The organism is Pseudomonas sp. DF11, from assembly GCF_058148565.1.
On record NZ_JBYVYN010000011.1, the window covers coordinates 18,799 to 32,295 of the forward strand.

The window sequence follows — 13,497 nt, forward strand, 5'->3', positions numbered from 1 at the left end:
ATAAATCCCCTCGCCACAGAATGACCTGACCATAGGTTCTAAATTGTTCAGCCTGAAGATCAGCTCAATTCAATCCGATCAGCATGAATGACAATCTGCCCATTCTTGTACAGCGCGCCAATGGCTTTCTTGAAGTTGCCCTTGCTCACGCCAAACAGGCTGCTGATCAGCGCCGGGTCGCTCTTGTCGCTGACTGCCAGCGTGCCGTTGTTCTCGCGCAACTTGGCGAGGATCTTGGCGTTCAGGCTGGTGGCGGCTTCCTGGCCCACCGGCTGCAGGCTCAGGCTGATCTTGCCGTCCGGGCGAATTTCCTTGATGAAGCCTTTTTCCTGTTTGCCGGCGCGCATGAACTTGAAGATTTCGTTCTTGTGGATCAGGCCCCAGTGCTTGTTGTTGATGATCGCCTTGAAACCCATGTCGGTGGCTTCGGCGACCAGCAAATCCACTTCCTGCCCTGGCGTATAGTTGGCCGGAGTCTTGTCCAGATAACGATCCAGGCGCGCCGTGGCGGTGATGCGGCGGGTGTGCTTGTCGAGGTAGACATGCACCACGCAGTATTCGCCAGCGGTCATCTGACGCTTTTCTTCGGAATACGGCAGCAGCAGATCCTTGGGCAGGCCCCAGTCCAGAAACACGCCGATGCTGTTGACCTCAACCACTTTCAGGCTGGCAAACTCACCCACCTGCACTTTGGGTTTTTCCGTGGTGGCGATCAGTTTGTCGTCGCTGTCCAGATAAATGAAAACATTCAGCCAATCTTCATCTTCACTGGGAATATCCTTGGGAATATATCGGTTAGGCAGCAGGATTTCGCCGTCCGCACCGCCGTCCAGATATAAACCGAAGTTAGTGTGTTTAACCACTTGCAAACTGTTGTAGCGCCCGACTAAAGCCATTTCCAATACCCTCATTGCGTGGGCGGCATTCTACCCGGTTTTGCAGCGCGATTCGTGGCCGCCAGCAAGGTTTGCCGGCAGAGCCTGGCTCAACCTTTGATTTTCCTGGGTTTTCGTCCAGGGAACGGCCATTCGTCAGGCCGGCGACGCTGCGCACCGCTCGCCCTCAGCGCTCTATTTTTTCCACGGTTGTTATTTAAAACAGAGGCTTAGGGCAATAATTGCAGGATAATCGCGCATTATTCCCGTCACGATAGCGATAATTGAGAAGGATATTTGCCAAGCAATTGTCAAGTATTTACTGTACGATGCCTGGCCCAATTAATTATTTACAGGTTAATGGCCGTCATGCGCGTAAAAGCATCCAACAGCAAATCGAAGCCAGCTCCAGCCGTTGAAACCAGCGAGTCGATCAACGACCAGATCGCTGCGTTCCTCAAGTCCGGCGGTGAGATCCAGCAAATTGCCAAAGGCGTCAGCGGCCAGACATTCGGCCCGTCCAAGCAGATCAGCCTGGGCAAGAAGTAACCTGCGCGTCACTTGGTCCCAAAGCGCTTTGAACTTCGAAGCGCTTGGACTGGAACCTTCCCCCCGCTCCACCCATTTCCCATGAATCGACGAACGGCCTTCGCTGCCGAGCATTCGCCGGTATGCTTTCACCTCTCTAGCTCAAGCGTTTCAGCTTAATACCGATCCTGCTTCTCGCTATTCATGGAGGAAGCATGCGCAGCTCTATTGTTCTGCTGATGATCAGCCTACTGACATGTTCCCTCGCACAGGGGCAGGTGTTCCAACGCGAACTCGGCGACTTCGACCTCAAACTCGGCACCACCCCCAGCCGCAGCATGGCCGAAGGTTTGGTCACGCCGTCGAGCACCGGTTCGTTTCATGGCGGCCTGGACCTGAGCCACGACAGCGGCTGGTACGTCGGCCAATGGTCACCCAGCGCCGGCCTCACACCTTCCACCGAACTGGAAGTCGATTCCTACATGGGCTTTAAACAACCCTTCGACCAGACCCTGGGCTACGAGGTCGGCCTGATCCACTACAGTTATCCCACCGCCGATACCCTCGATAGCCAGGAGTTCTACGGCGGCCTGACCGTGCTCGGCAGCCGTTTCGGCGCGGCCCTGAGCAACGATCCAGACAAACAGAACAGCACGCTGTTTGCCGACCTGGGCGGCAACGTGCCGTTCGGCATTGGCATCAGCGCCAAATACACCACCCACCAGCTCAATACACCGGTCTCGGTCGAGAACGGCTATGTAGGCAGTTTCAGCGACTGGTCATTGAAAATTTCCCGTCCCTGGAAAGGCATCGACCTGGACCTGATCTACAGCGACTCAAGCCTCAGCGGCAGCCGTTGCTCGGCCTACTCCGGCCACAACAGCGAGTGCGACGGCCTGCTGACCCTCAAGATGGCCCATCCTTTTTACTAAACGTTACTTATTCGATCGGCTGAACTGCCGCGCGCCTGCCATGCTCAAACAAAGCACCTACGCCTTCGCAAGGACTCGCTCATGTCGCGCTGGTTGACTCGCACTGCCATGTTCATCGCCCTGCTGCTGACGCTTACCGCCTGCACCCGAATAGGCCTGGCCTACCGTAACCTCGACCTGATAATTCCCTGGACCCTCAACGACTACCTGGAGATCAACGGCGAGAAAAAGGATTGGTTCAACGAGCGCCTCAAGGAGCACCTGAGCTGGCATTGCACCACACAACTGCCCGGCTACCTCGACTGGCTGGACCGCCTCAAGACCATGGTGCAAACCGACCAGGTGACCGACGAAGCGCTGCAACAGCGCACCCGGGAAGCCAAGGCCGCCATCGCCGAGACCGCCCGGGAAATCACCCCCTCGGCCATCGAACTGCTGCAAGGCTTGAGCGACGACCAGGTCGACGACATGGACGCGGCCTTCGTCAAGGACCAGCGCAAACGCCAGCAGCAATACCTCAAGCCGACGTTGCAGGAACAGATCCAGGAGCGCAGCGAACGCATGATCAAACGCCTGGACGACTGGCTTGGCCCGCTCAACGACGCCCAGCGCCAACGGGTAATGGCCTGGTCCACCGCCCTGGGCGACCAGAACCAGCAATGGATCGCCAACCGCGCCCACTGGCAAAACCAGTTCAGCGAAGCCGTGGCCCAACGCCACAGCCCCGACTTCCCCAAACGCATCGAGCAACTGCTGGTCAACCGCGAAAGCCTCTGGACCCCCGCCTACCGCGAGGCCTTCAGCAAAACAGAAGCCCAGGCCCGCAGCCTGCTGGTGGACCTGATGGCCGAAAGCACTCCGGCCCAGCGCGAACGGCTGCTGAAGAAAATCGACGGGGTGAAAAAGGATTTCAGTGATTTGAAGTGCCTGAAAGCGGCACAAAGCTGAATAAGCACGAACTTGAAAACACAGAGATCCTATGTGGGAGCGAGCCTGCTCGCGATAGCATTCCGACAGGCAACTTATCTATGACTGTCAGGCCGCTATCGCGAGCAGGCTCGCTCCCACATCAGGAATCGATGCAGACCTGTCAGGCAATCTGCGCCTTCGAAGCCAAATCATCAAAGGTAAACTCATCCAGCGCATCTTCCTGCTCATCCAACACCTGGCGCGGATGATCATTGCCCGGAATGCTGCTGTCGATCAGGCTCAACAAGCGCGAGCCACGGGGGGTCAGCACAAAGTTCTCGCCATTACCGCCCTCTTCCTCCGGCCGAGGCTCGATATAGTTACGCTCCAACAGCAGCTTTTCGTACTCCCCGGCGATCGCTTTCAGATGATCGAGGTTCTCGATCGGCTCGCCTGCGGCTGCTTTCTCCGCCGCGTACTGCTCCGCATAAGGCCGAGGGGTAAAGCTGTGGCCGGCGCCGTTTTGCACTTCGTGCAACAACCGTTCGATCAAGTCCCAGTTATAAGTCGTCATCCTGGTCCATCCTCCAAAGAGTGAGATGCCTACTTAAGGTGTGACCGAGGCGCTGCGTCGCCGTTCAGCCGGGTTTCCGGGCGGTCTCCGCCTTGAGCCGACCAACGGCCTGTCGAATTCTTCCAAGGCCGAACGACCACCTGTTGAAAGCCGATTTCGCAGCTCAGCCACAGGAGAAATCACCATGAACGTAGAGAATCATCCAGTCGTCTCGCGGGAAGAATGGCTCGCCGCCCGCCGCCAACACCTGGCCCACGAAAAAGCCTTCACTCGCGAACGGGACAAACTCAGCGCCGAACGCCGCGCCCTACCCTGGGTAAAAATCGACAAACCCTATCGCTTCCAAGGCCCCCACGGCGAACTGAGCCTGGCCGACCTGTTCGGCGGTCGCAGCCAACTGATCGTCTACCACTTCATGTTCGGCCCCGGCTGGACCGAAGGCTGCCAAGGCTGCTCGTTCCTGTCCGACCACATCGACGGCGCCAACCAACACCTGGCCCACCATGACGTGGCCGTGGTGGCCGTCTCCCGCGCCCCGTTCGCCGAATTCCAAGCCTTCAAACGCCGCATGGGTTGGGCCTTCGACTGGGTCTCGTCCAACGGCTGCGACTTCAACTACGACTTCGGCGTCAGCTTCAAAACCGAAGACACCGCCACCGGAAAAGCCACCTACAACTACGAAAAAACCGACACCACCGAAGGTGAACTCCCCGGCCTGAGCGTCTTCTATCGCAATGCAGCCGGCGACATCTTCCACACCTACTCCACCTATGCCCGTGGCCTGGACATATTGGTCGGCACCTACAACTACCTCGACCTGACGCCCAAGGGCCGCAACGAAGACGAAATCATGGACTGGGTGCGGCATCATGATAAGTATGAAGAGGCCAAGCCCCATAGCTGCTGTCACAGCTGATGCGCCAACCCGCCCAGTCGAGCGCGATCCCCGTGGCGAGGGAGCTTGCTCCCGCTCGACTGCGCAGCAGTCGCCTGCTTTGCCTGAACCAAAGCCGACAACTGCCAGGCCAAAGGTCCTACATGAAGCTCGGAAAGCGGTGTCTTGTAGCTCAAGAGCGGATCGCCCTATAGTCCCTCGTCGCCCAAAAAGGCGATTCGGGTTTGGCGACTCGATTACAGAGAATGCGAACGCTACCGGCTGATTGCAGGTACCGACGCACCCGCAAAGCCGCTATATTCCACGGCGGCTGTGCGCGGGAGATCTTCGGATCTGCCGGTTTTCTCTGTAACCGGTTCGCCAACCTGCGCACAGCTACCACCCAATCGTTTGGCGACGACTGAGTGATGGCTTTCAGCCCATCAAACAGAGATCTTCAAAATGAATCGTTACATGCCCATCACTGGCATCGACTGCGTCCCCGCAACGTTGCTCATCGATACCGAAGCTCCGCTGGACGTCCTCTTCGAAACCGCCGACTACCGCATCCGCACGGTGACCCAGTTACTGGAAAATATCGCGTTCCGTTCGGATATCAGCTCCGATACGGTGGTGCTTTCAGACTTTTGCAAGATGCTGACAATAGCGTTGCGTGATGGGTGTGATGTGATGGACGTGATTGGGAGGCGGTTGCGGGCACAGGCAGCTGAATAATGAAAACGGGCGACCTCTGGGTCGTCCGTTTTCACAAACATGGAAAGTACAAAATGATTGAGACTTTTACAGAGTTTGACCCCGCGGAATACCTCAGCACTCCAGAGGCCATTGAGGAATTTATGAGAGATGCCCTGGAAACCGGTGATGCAAACTATATCGCCAAAGCAATGGAAGTGGTCGCACGCGCCAGGAAGCACATTATTAATAGCGCACAGCCCCTTAACGCTCATTCAGACCACAGAGAATAACAAAGTCTGAAATCGGCATTTCCACACTACTCTCTTCCCCTGAGCCAAGAACATCTTGAACGACAACCACATCTTTTAAAAAATCAAATTCAATATCAAAGCAATTAAATTCACACTGCCTAGCTAGAATTTTATCGGAGCCAGCTCTTTGCTGAAGAGCCTCCCTTAAAACCTTGCGAACATGGGGACTTAATTCTTGAACGATAAACCGCTCAACCAAACCGTCGTTGACCATAGTCCCTCCATCACTTTGGAAGCGAAAAGGTGCTAAAAAGGGGACTGCTAAAATTGGCACGCTAAACATGTTAAGTAAGTGCCATTCAAATCTATCCTCTTTCCCCAGAATCTGTCCCCTTTTTTTTTCGCGTCCATTAGACGACCATACTTTTTTTATACACCATACCGTCCCCCTCATTGAACGCATAGACGCTATCGTATTGAAAAGAAAGCACAAAGCGCACTGAAGATCTCAAGGATAATTCCTCCATGACATGTCTAATCTCGCGCCAACTCTGCTCCAGTTCATGCAGGGGGCAATGAAATGCCCCCATAACACCGACAAGCCAATCCACAACCCAGCCCTCAGCCGACACGGTAGTAGGCGGCTCAACCAATTCAAAATAAAAAAAGCTGTTCGAATCGGAAAAATAGCCTTCTAACGAGTTTTTCTCCACCGTTACAGCACTGGCGACGTCCTGCACAATATGCCGGATAGTTTCCAGCGTGGCTCCAGTCTCAATTTCCATGAACATAGTGATCGTCATTGCTGGACCTCAATAATCCGTTTGTCGTCACCCTTCATAACAAACAACCGTTTCAGCTTGTCAATAGAATTTATTCAAAGACAAAAGGGGAGACAAAAGGGGACAGATTTATTTTCTCAAATCAATCCTCCGCCTACCCTGACCTCGCCGCTCTTGGCCACGTTGTACAACGTGGTGCGGATGACTTATCCGTCCGTGGAGTTTTTCAGCGTAGCAAAGAATCAAAAAATAAATCTGTCCCCTTTTTCACTTCAATCGATGTTGCTTTTGCGCCTACAAATCATACTCTCGACGACAGTAGACAAAACCTCCCAAGCACTCAAGTCTTCCAATCGGATCCGACTCAAACTTGCATTCCAAATCTATGCGAAGAATTTTGTCTTGACCAATTGAGGCTGAAATATTTGTAGCAACAACCTCTAAGCTTTCCCAGTCAAAGTCTGTAGGTTGCCTGTCAAGGTAGTAGCAAATAAGCAACGTCCGATCATCCGCTAGAGAAAGAGCGATCGCTCTTATTGCAGGATATATCTCACCAATCAGAGCGCGCCAAACACACAAAACCAACCAATCAGGTAAAACTTTCATGGCTCCGCTCCAACAGTAGCAGGGTTTGTCGGAACAATATGCGCTCCGTTCTTGCCTGAATGTATTGTTCCATATCTCGTCGCCAAACCAGAGGAGCCATCAACACCAATGTTTTGACCAAAATCAACTATTGGCTGACCTCGGGAACCATAACCTACGACAGAAAACTCTCCTGCATGAGCACCATTCAACAGTTTTTGAGGATCCACACCCTCATCAAAATAACTGCGTCCGGGAATAAAAAAATTCGGGGACAGACCACTATTAAAATACTAGACTGCTGCCGCCCCCCCTAATCGTGGTCTGTCCCCGTATATTTCGACGGGTTCAACCAGCAGATTGAGATAAAGGGGAACCCTACAGTTAAAAGCTGCAGGGCGAGTTGGCTTTTAGCCTTGACTTGAGAGCCGCTAATGGGTGTCCCCTTTTTACTCTCTTAACATTAACAATCGCTAATATTTTTCACACTCTCACTAGAGCCTACCGACAGCACGTAGATAACATTTAAAATTCCTGCTGGTAGTTCAGATCTCTTTTTACCACTTTTGGGTTTGACGACCAACTTGTACTCACCCCCACTAAAATCGTGACTAAACAGCCCTTTTTTCGCCATAGAAACAAACGACTGCAAGTATCTATTCCGCTGAACTTCAGAGTTGAATACGGGGAGATTCTCTTCGACCACCTCAACCTCAAAACACTCTTTTAACGAATAAAAATACTCATATATCAACTCATACTTAGAAAGCGACTCTCTTATTGACTGCGGAACGTCCCCCTTTCCTCCAGTCGCAAAATGCGCAAGAAACCCATCTTTATACGAAGCAAACCAATCCAAATCATTGACTTCCAAAAACTCATCATCCATTTCCATTATTCCGCTCCAAAAATATTTGTGCAGTTCTCGTGGAAAAGGGGACAGATTTATTTTCTCAAATCAATCCTCCGCCTACCCTGACCTCGCCGCTCTTGGTCACGTTGCACAACGTGGTGCGGATGACTCATCCGTCCGTGGAAGCTTTCAGCGTAGCAAAAGAGAAAATAAATCTGTCCCCTTTTTCGCTCTTTGATTGTAGCCCAAAGCTGATTCAAAGACTTTTGCTTTATTGCCTCCAACTGGATGCTCCGAGTTTAACGCATAAGATGTTATTTTAGTCGGGTCAATAACTGCCTTTTCTGCATTAGCTAACCGACCCGATGCTTGGGTCTGAATTACAGCCTCTGCGTGAGTGTTTTTTTCCAGCTATCCGTTGGACCAGCTAACGGAGTACACGGAGTAGTCCCTAAGGGACAGACCACGTTTTCTATCTAAAAAACTGCACAGATAACGTGGTCTGTCCCTGAGGGATCCATCACAGAAAACGTGGTCTGCTCCCGTTTCATCCTTTTTTAAAATCATCCATCCTCACTAAAAACTTGTCGAATATGCTCTGTTAGGCCTACCAAATCGTCGTAAGCGGTTACCCCAAACTTCGGTTCATATTCGGCAAAATACTCATCCGGGGCTAGCCCCAGCTTTAAAGCTTCCTCGCCAATATCTATGACTCGGCGTGGCTTTATTGTCCAGTTTCTTCCTGACAATCCCTCTCTCTTATGTTCAATCAAACTCCAAGAAACTTTCCCGAGATAGCTCTCTACTGCCAACCTCAGTTTCGCTATAACCACGTCACTCTCAACTACAAATCTAAATGAAATATAGGGTGGATATCCACTGCGGTCTACTTTCTGAAAACGATTTGCGACCCGAATCTCTGGGTACCGCTGTTGATATTTCCGCCACTCCAGCGGGCTGACCTCATAGAGCACATTTAATAAGTCCCCCTCAGGCGCCGTAATCTTATGCACAGTCATTTTAGCCCCTTTAGCTTATTAGAAATGGTGATCCCATCAGGGTTCATTCCCTTAATATGTTTCTCCCAGTCGCCCTTAGGAACTGGGTTAGAGGACAAAGGAGAAAGGGGACAGGAGAAAGGGGACAGATTTATTTTCTCAAATCAATCCTCCGCCTACCCTGACCTCGCCGCTCTTGGTCACGTTGCACAACGTGGTGCGGATGACTCATCCGTCCGTGGAAGCTTTCAGCGTAGCAAAAGAGAAAATAAATCTGTCCCCTTTTTCGTAGAAAACTCAACTATACTCTCGCCTAGAGTATATAAAACCACTAAGCGGATCTAACTCTCGCTTAGAGCCTTCCGCGCAAATGCATTCGATATCAATTCTACTGATAGCCTGTTTTTTCCCTCCCATTGCATCAAGATTTGTAGCTACAACCTCCAAACTTTCCAGATCAAACTCTGTAGGTTCACGGTCAAGATAATATCGAATCAAAACCGAACCATTTTCATTGTATCCGACAGCAATAGCTCTAATATCAGGGTAGATTTCGCCAAGGAGCGCAATCCGAAAACATGCGACGAGCCAATCGGGTAACTGTGCAGTAAATAGCATCTCAATTCCTCGCATCTGGAACAATGTGGGCACCATTTTTCCCATAGTGAATCTGCCCTCTGGTAACTGACTGGCCTGTGCGTCCGTCTACCCCAATTGGCCTTCCAAAATCCACAATTGGGTTACCACGAGCCCCAGCGCCAACAACAGGATATTTACCGCTGTGAACGCCTCCCAAAAGCTCCGTTGGGTCGACGCCATCGTTAAAATAACTACGCCCTTCCTCAAAATTATTGTGACCTTTGACGAAAAAGGGGACAGATTTATTTTCCCAAATTCCCGCTCGGCCGGCCCTGTCCTCGTTGTTCTATTCGTACACCAACAATCCGCTCTACCTCATCCACGAAACGGCTCGTCCCCGTCAACTGACCTCGCTGCAAAGCATCGCGAATTAACCTGATCTCATCCGCCGGAACGGCTTGGCGTACGAACGCCTCATACCGACGACAACGCTCCGCAGCTGTATTACCCAGAGCAACAAAGCATGGATCAGCGTCCAGCCAACGGCCATCTGGCACCTCACCTACCCGGATTCGATAGCTCGACCATGGGTAATCCGCAGCATCAGCCACCATACGAGCCCGTACAGGATTCAATTCAATGTAACGACTACAGGCAAGCAAGTAAGAATCCGACTGCACCACGCTGGATTTGTAACGGCTTTCCCATAAAGTGCCCGAACGCCCCTCCAACCGATTGCGGTAGCGCGTCGCACGTGCCGCTAGAGCCTTCATCAACTGGCCCAACCCCGCGACCGATTCCCCCGGAGCTAGCAACAGATGAACATGATTGGTCATCAGACAATAGGCGTAGACTTTTACGCCAAATGCATCCTTAAGCTCACGCAGATCCGCGAGGTAGCGCTGATAATCATCGGCGACTGCAAACACCACCTGACGGTTATGACCGCGTTGTACGATATGGTGTGGGTAATTCGGTAAAACAATACGTCCCATCCTGGGCATATTTGACTTCTCCTCCGTGGAAGCTTTCAGCGTAGCAAAGAATCAAAAAATAAATCTGTCCCCTTTTTCCCATGTTAGCTCCCAACACCGCTGCTCACTTTAAAAAAAGCGAACTCGCTAACAACTCACTAATCTCCTGCGACCTTTCGGGACAACGCTCCAAAAATTTATCACAAGCAAGTTTTAACCATTCACAAAAAACATCCTCACTCACAATTACTGAGTTATCTTCATCCGAAAGATACCCGTACGAAAATCTCACGCCTTCAAAGTGATCTTCCTGAAAATAACTGTTCATATCTGGAAAATCACAGTGGGCACCATCTGTACCAAACCCCCATCGCTTAACAAGACACCCTATCGCTTTAACAAACAGGCCATCGTCATGCAAAACGTCAAAATAAGCCTTTATAATCCAGTATGGATCTAAAGGATCATAAGACTGCCCAAATAACTCATTCAAGACACACTCCTATACTCATCTTGGGTGAAAATTACGTACTGTGCCTGTAGTAGGATCTAAGATAGGGAAAAGGGGACAGATTTATTTTCTCAAATCAATCCTCCGCCTACCCTGACCTCGCCGCTCTTGGTCACGTTGCACAACGTGGTGCGGATGACTCATCCGTCCGTGGAAGCTTTCAGCGTAGCAAAAGAGAAAATAAATCTGTCCCCTTTTTCGGGTGCGATGAGGTTGGGAGACGGTTGCTGGCGCAAGCTGCGGAACAAATGGAAAATGAGCGATCTTGGATCGCCCATTCGATTCAGGTGCTAAGGCAAACTTGCGACAGGAATACGCCCCTGTGGCTGGGTAACATCGTAGACATGCTGTTCACAACGATCCCCCACAAACTGAAACTCCACCAGATAAACCTTGCTTCGCTCCGGTGTAAAAGTGCTTCTGATCGGACCACAGCGGTACCCAGTCCCGATGCTCTCGCCGCTGGCGTAACCCGACACCTCAAACGGCTGATCAGGGTCAGCTTGTACTTCCAACTGCGGAAAGTGTTTCAAGGTAGCGCTGTGGACCGTTTCGTTGACCTTGGCAATCCAGCCAAACACCTTGCCCCGGCCGGTATCCGCTACGGTTCCCTGAACGTCCATGCGCTGGTCAGGATCGGCTGCGCGCCTGATCGAAAAATCCACCGGATAGGTGGCTCCCGATGCTTTCATGATGACTTTGGCGTGCTGGGCATCGACGGTCACCTTCTTCTGGTGTAGTTGGATTCCTTCGTTGAGCAGGCTCGGAGAAGAGTCTCTGACGTTGGATTTACAGCCTGGTAACGTCAGGATCAGGGTCAACACCATCAGTGAAAGTTTACTCATAAACACTCCATTCGCATGGTCAGATGACCTCATAACTGTTCGACGAGCCGGCCTAGGAGAACGGAGACATATCTCCTACCCTCTATAAACAATCACCCTTATCTACGTCACATTGTTCCAGACCAAACCTATACTCCCAAACATCCCCACCTACCCCCAATTAAAATCAGGTGAAATGACGCAGACCAGCCCAGCCGAAGCAAGAGTATTTCGAACTCGCAAGACCTCCTCTGCCTGTCCGACAAACACGAGAGAACGACCATGCTCCAATGTCTTTCTAGCCATTAAAAAATTACAACCCACCACCTCAGATACAGCTCTAATATGGACCTCATTTTTATAGTCGCCGCTACAGTAAACCTCATACTTCGTCTCATCAACCTTAATATCGGGAATATGTGTCGTCACTACCGACCAGCCGCAACTAGCACACACCAACCCTTGCGCGCTAGCCTCTTCGAAAATTTTCAATTCCCCCCCACATCGTTCACAAGCTATAAAATCTGATCTTTTCATTATGGCCTACCAGGGTTAAATATTTTAGTGAAAAGGGGACAGATTTATTTTCTCAAATCAATCCTCCGTCTACCCTGACCTCGCCGCTCTTGGCCACGTTGCACAACGTTGGTGCGGATGACTCATCCGTGAAAGCTTTGAGCGTAGCAAAGGGTTTAAAAACAAATTCCATTTTTTGCCGTGCCCCACATTTTTCTCGCAGATGTTATAGTTTTTTCGATATACTATACGACAATTAATATTACCAACATGCGACCAACATAATGAACAGCAAGCAACTCACTGAAATTAGCAAATTTATGAGCTATGTCCTGCGCCATGAACCTCAGGCCATTGGAATTCAATTGAGCGCAGAAGGCTGGGTAGAAATTGACTCTTTAATTGAAAAAGCCGTAACAAATGGGAAAATTTTAAGCCACGAACTCATATCAGCAGTTATCAGTAGTAGTGATAAGCAGCGCTTCAATATCTCGGATGATGGTTGCTATATCCGAGCAGCCCAAGGCCACACGATAGATTGCGTAAGCATTCAGCACGTTGAAAAGGAGCCGCCAGAGTTTCTCTACCATGGTACCGCTACGCGCTTTATAGATTCAATTCGACAGTTTGGCTTGATCGCTGGCTCACGTCACCATGTGCATCTATCCCAAGATATATCAACGGCCATTACAGTGGGACGGCGCCATGGAAAGCCCGTGGTACTAAAAATTGAAGCTCTTAAAATGCACCAAGAGGGCTTTAAATTTTATCAAGCAGATAATGGCGTTTGGCTTACAAATAGCATACCCGCCTCCAAGTTGGATTTAGACGCATCCCTACTCCTTTGAAACCTCAATGGATTTGGCAATTACATGTATCGCCTCACCTACTGAATGGAAAAATAATCGATAGTGCCTGTAATCAGTAAACCCCGATCTCTTACGCTCCATTTCCAGCATATCTGAATATTCGTACTCCACCACAGAATTCAATAACGATATTTCTCGATCCCCCTGACAGTTAAAAAAACTAATACCCGGAAATGGTGTTTTAATAAAATATTTAGCTCGTAGAAAGCGAATGCTCGCTTTCATTTCAAGAGCACAACCTTCCCGCTCATAGAACACTTCTACATTCAAGTCTCCACCCGAATAAATGATATCGACCCTCTCCTCACCTTCAAGAGGCAAAAAACAATCCATATCTAAAATTTGTTTTGGCCCGGACAAATTCATT

At 50.7% G+C, this 13,497-nt stretch carries 21 protein-coding genes and 1 pseudogene; 7 read left to right on the top strand and 15 right to left on the bottom strand.

The features are described from left to right. Window positions 1–59: 59 nt before the first annotated feature. Window positions 60–896 carry a CvfB family protein gene (locus AC30D9_RS25660; RefSeq protein ID WP_109755810.1) on the bottom strand — a complete coding sequence of 279 codons (837 nt, stop codon included), beginning with the start codon at window positions 894–896 and terminating at the stop codon, window positions 60–62. A 339-nt stretch (window positions 897–1,235) separates the two neighbouring features. Here AC30D9_RS25660 and AC30D9_RS25665 point away from each other — a divergent pair, with 339 nt between their 5' ends. From AC30D9_RS25665 to AC30D9_RS25675, 3 genes are all read left to right on the top strand, one after another. Further along, window positions 1,236–1,424 (top strand): PFL_1563 family small protein, encoded by a 189-nt coding sequence (locus AC30D9_RS25665; protein WP_025212437.1) that lies wholly within the window; start codon window positions 1,236–1,238, stop codon window positions 1,422–1,424. A 194-nt stretch (window positions 1,425–1,618) separates the two neighbouring features. Further along, a complete protein-coding gene (locus AC30D9_RS25670) occupies window positions 1,619–2,335 on the top strand; it encodes a TorF family putative porin (protein WP_134923259.1) in 717 nt (238 codons plus the stop codon). An 81-nt stretch (window positions 2,336–2,416) separates the two neighbouring features. Beyond that, window positions 2,417–3,283, top strand: coding sequence for a DUF6279 family lipoprotein (locus tag AC30D9_RS25675; protein ID WP_490145117.1), 867 nt, complete (start codon window positions 2,417–2,419; stop codon window positions 3,281–3,283). Window positions 3,284–3,425: 142 nt separating this feature from the next. Here the strand turns inward: AC30D9_RS25675 and AC30D9_RS25680 are convergent, their stop codons facing one another. After that, window positions 3,426–3,818 carry a transcriptional regulator gene (locus AC30D9_RS25680; RefSeq protein ID WP_490145118.1) on the bottom strand — a complete coding sequence of 131 codons (393 nt, stop codon included), beginning with the start codon at window positions 3,816–3,818 and terminating at the stop codon, window positions 3,426–3,428. 184 nt (window positions 3,819–4,002) lie between these two features. On the opposite strand from AC30D9_RS25680, the gene AC30D9_RS25685 reads away from it, so the two are divergent. From AC30D9_RS25685 to AC30D9_RS25695, 3 genes and pseudogenes are all read left to right on the top strand, one after another. Then, the gene (locus AC30D9_RS25685) at window positions 4,003–4,734 is read left to right on the top strand and encodes a DUF899 domain-containing protein (protein WP_490145119.1); all 732 of its coding nucleotides are present in this window, start codon (window positions 4,003–4,005) and stop codon (window positions 4,732–4,734) included. Window positions 4,735–5,154: 420 nt separating this feature from the next. Further along, window positions 5,155–5,427 carry a hypothetical protein gene (locus AC30D9_RS25690; RefSeq protein ID WP_265072814.1) on the top strand — a complete coding sequence of 91 codons (273 nt, stop codon included), beginning with the start codon at window positions 5,155–5,157 and terminating at the stop codon, window positions 5,425–5,427. Between the two features lie 53 nt (window positions 5,428–5,480). Then, window positions 5,481–5,621 (top strand): annotated as a pseudogene (locus AC30D9_RS25695) (helix-turn-helix domain-containing protein); the annotation flags it as partial. 28 nt (window positions 5,622–5,649) lie between these two features. Here the strand turns inward: AC30D9_RS25695 and AC30D9_RS25700 are convergent. The 12 genes from AC30D9_RS25700 to AC30D9_RS25755 form a co-directional block, all read right to left on the bottom strand. After that, window positions 5,650–5,913, bottom strand: a complete 264-nt coding sequence (locus AC30D9_RS25700; RefSeq protein WP_305489011.1) for a hypothetical protein — start codon at window positions 5,911–5,913, stop codon at window positions 5,650–5,652. A gap of 136 nt (window positions 5,914–6,049) precedes the next feature. After that, complete coding sequence (locus AC30D9_RS25705; protein ID WP_490145120.1) at window positions 6,050–6,442, bottom strand: hypothetical protein; 393 nt, start codon at window positions 6,440–6,442, stop codon at window positions 6,050–6,052. Window positions 6,443–6,715: 273 nt separating this feature from the next. Next, window positions 6,716–7,027 (bottom strand): MafI2 family immunity protein, encoded by a 312-nt coding sequence (locus AC30D9_RS25710; RefSeq protein ID WP_080396596.1) that lies wholly within the window; start codon window positions 7,025–7,027, stop codon window positions 6,716–6,718. Next, entirely contained in the window at window positions 7,024–7,284 is a 261-nt protein-coding gene (locus tag AC30D9_RS25715; RefSeq protein WP_490145153.1) for a polymorphic toxin type 50 domain-containing protein, read from the bottom strand. The genes AC30D9_RS25710 and AC30D9_RS25715 overlap by 4 nt, the downstream gene beginning before the upstream one ends. 185 nt (window positions 7,285–7,469) lie before the next feature. Further along, on the bottom strand, window positions 7,470–7,901 hold the full coding sequence (locus AC30D9_RS25720) for a hypothetical protein (RefSeq protein ID WP_490145121.1): 432 nt from the start codon (window positions 7,899–7,901) through the stop codon (window positions 7,470–7,472). Window positions 7,902–8,048: 147 nt separating this feature from the next. Next, on the bottom strand, window positions 8,049–8,270 hold the full coding sequence (locus AC30D9_RS25725) for a DUF6883 domain-containing protein (RefSeq protein WP_490145154.1): 222 nt from the start codon (window positions 8,268–8,270) through the stop codon (window positions 8,049–8,051). A gap of 152 nt (window positions 8,271–8,422) precedes the next feature. Beyond that, complete coding sequence (locus tag AC30D9_RS25730; protein ID WP_490145122.1) at window positions 8,423–8,878, bottom strand: hypothetical protein; 456 nt, start codon at window positions 8,876–8,878, stop codon at window positions 8,423–8,425. A 276-nt stretch (window positions 8,879–9,154) separates the two neighbouring features. Next, on the bottom strand, window positions 9,155–9,475 hold the full coding sequence (locus AC30D9_RS25735) for a MafI2 family immunity protein (RefSeq protein ID WP_210643370.1): 321 nt from the start codon (window positions 9,473–9,475) through the stop codon (window positions 9,155–9,157). Window position 9,476: 1 nt separating this feature from the next. Then, window positions 9,477–9,752, bottom strand: coding sequence for a polymorphic toxin type 50 domain-containing protein (locus tag AC30D9_RS25740; RefSeq protein WP_490145155.1), 276 nt, complete (start codon window positions 9,750–9,752; stop codon window positions 9,477–9,479). Continuing rightward, entirely contained in the window at window positions 9,739–10,440 is a 702-nt protein-coding gene (locus AC30D9_RS25745) for a transposase (protein WP_419418194.1), read from the bottom strand. The genes AC30D9_RS25740 and AC30D9_RS25745 overlap by 14 nt, the downstream gene beginning before the upstream one ends. A gap of 94 nt (window positions 10,441–10,534) precedes the next feature. Beyond that, on the bottom strand, window positions 10,535–10,903 hold the full coding sequence (cdiI, locus tag AC30D9_RS25750; protein WP_490145123.1) for a ribonuclease toxin immunity protein CdiI: 369 nt from the start codon (window positions 10,901–10,903) through the stop codon (window positions 10,535–10,537). A 308-nt stretch (window positions 10,904–11,211) separates the two neighbouring features. Continuing rightward, the gene (locus tag AC30D9_RS25755) at window positions 11,212–11,766 is read right to left on the bottom strand and encodes a hypothetical protein (protein ID WP_490145124.1); all 555 of its coding nucleotides are present in this window, start codon (window positions 11,764–11,766) and stop codon (window positions 11,212–11,214) included. 779 nt (window positions 11,767–12,545) lie between these two features. Here AC30D9_RS25755 and AC30D9_RS25760 point away from each other — a divergent pair. Beyond that, a complete protein-coding gene (locus AC30D9_RS25760) occupies window positions 12,546–13,109 on the top strand; it encodes an RNA 2'-phosphotransferase (protein ID WP_490145125.1) in 564 nt (187 codons plus the stop codon). On the opposite strand, the gene AC30D9_RS25765 is transcribed toward AC30D9_RS25760, so the two are convergent. After that, entirely contained in the window at window positions 13,098–13,496 is a 399-nt protein-coding gene (locus AC30D9_RS25765; protein WP_210643377.1) for a hypothetical protein, read from the bottom strand. The two genes, AC30D9_RS25760 and AC30D9_RS25765, sit on opposite strands and share 12 nt — an antisense overlap. Window position 13,497 lies beyond the last annotated feature (1 nt).

Bases quoted from the DNA above. Each gene is read 5' to 3' on its own strand.
- AC30D9_RS25660 (WP_109755810.1), bottom strand. From the start codon at position 896: ATGGCTTTAGTCGGGCGCTACAACAGTTTGCAAGTGGTTAAACACACT.
- AC30D9_RS25665 (WP_025212437.1), top strand. From the start codon at position 1,236: ATGGCCGTCATGCGCGTAAAAGCATCCAACAGCAAATCGAAGCCAGCT.
- AC30D9_RS25670 (WP_134923259.1), top strand. From the start codon at position 1,619: ATGCGCAGCTCTATTGTTCTGCTGATGATCAGCCTACTGACATGTTCC.
- AC30D9_RS25675 (WP_490145117.1), top strand. From the start codon at position 2,417: ATGTCGCGCTGGTTGACTCGCACTGCCATGTTCATCGCCCTGCTGCTG.
- AC30D9_RS25680 (WP_490145118.1), bottom strand. From the start codon at position 3,818: ATGACGACTTATAACTGGGACTTGATCGAACGGTTGTTGCACGAAGTG.
- AC30D9_RS25685 (WP_490145119.1), top strand. From the start codon at position 4,003: ATGAACGTAGAGAATCATCCAGTCGTCTCGCGGGAAGAATGGCTCGCC.
- AC30D9_RS25690 (WP_265072814.1), top strand. From the start codon at position 5,155: ATGAATCGTTACATGCCCATCACTGGCATCGACTGCGTCCCCGCAACG.
- AC30D9_RS25700 (WP_305489011.1), bottom strand. From the start codon at position 5,913: ATGGTCAACGACGGTTTGGTTGAGCGGTTTATCGTTCAAGAATTAAGT.
- AC30D9_RS25705 (WP_490145120.1), bottom strand. From the start codon at position 6,442: ATGACGATCACTATGTTCATGGAAATTGAGACTGGAGCCACGCTGGAA.
- AC30D9_RS25710 (WP_080396596.1), bottom strand. From the start codon at position 7,027: ATGAAAGTTTTACCTGATTGGTTGGTTTTGTGTGTTTGGCGCGCTCTG.
- AC30D9_RS25720 (WP_490145121.1), bottom strand. From the start codon at position 7,901: ATGGAAATGGATGATGAGTTTTTGGAAGTCAATGATTTGGATTGGTTT.
- AC30D9_RS25730 (WP_490145122.1), bottom strand. From the start codon at position 8,878: ATGACTGTGCATAAGATTACGGCGCCTGAGGGGGACTTATTAAATGTG.
- AC30D9_RS25735 (WP_210643370.1), bottom strand. From the start codon at position 9,475: ATGCTATTTACTGCACAGTTACCCGATTGGCTCGTCGCATGTTTTCGG.
- AC30D9_RS25745 (WP_419418194.1), bottom strand. From the start codon at position 10,440: ATGCCCAGGATGGGACGTATTGTTTTACCGAATTACCCACACCATATC.
- AC30D9_RS25755 (WP_490145124.1), bottom strand. From the start codon at position 11,766: ATGAGTAAACTTTCACTGATGGTGTTGACCCTGATCCTGACGTTACCA.
- AC30D9_RS25760 (WP_490145125.1), top strand. From the start codon at position 12,546: ATGAACAGCAAGCAACTCACTGAAATTAGCAAATTTATGAGCTATGTC.
- AC30D9_RS25765 (WP_210643377.1), bottom strand. From the start codon at position 13,496: ATGAATTTGTCCGGGCCAAAACAAATTTTAGATATGGATTGTTTTTTG.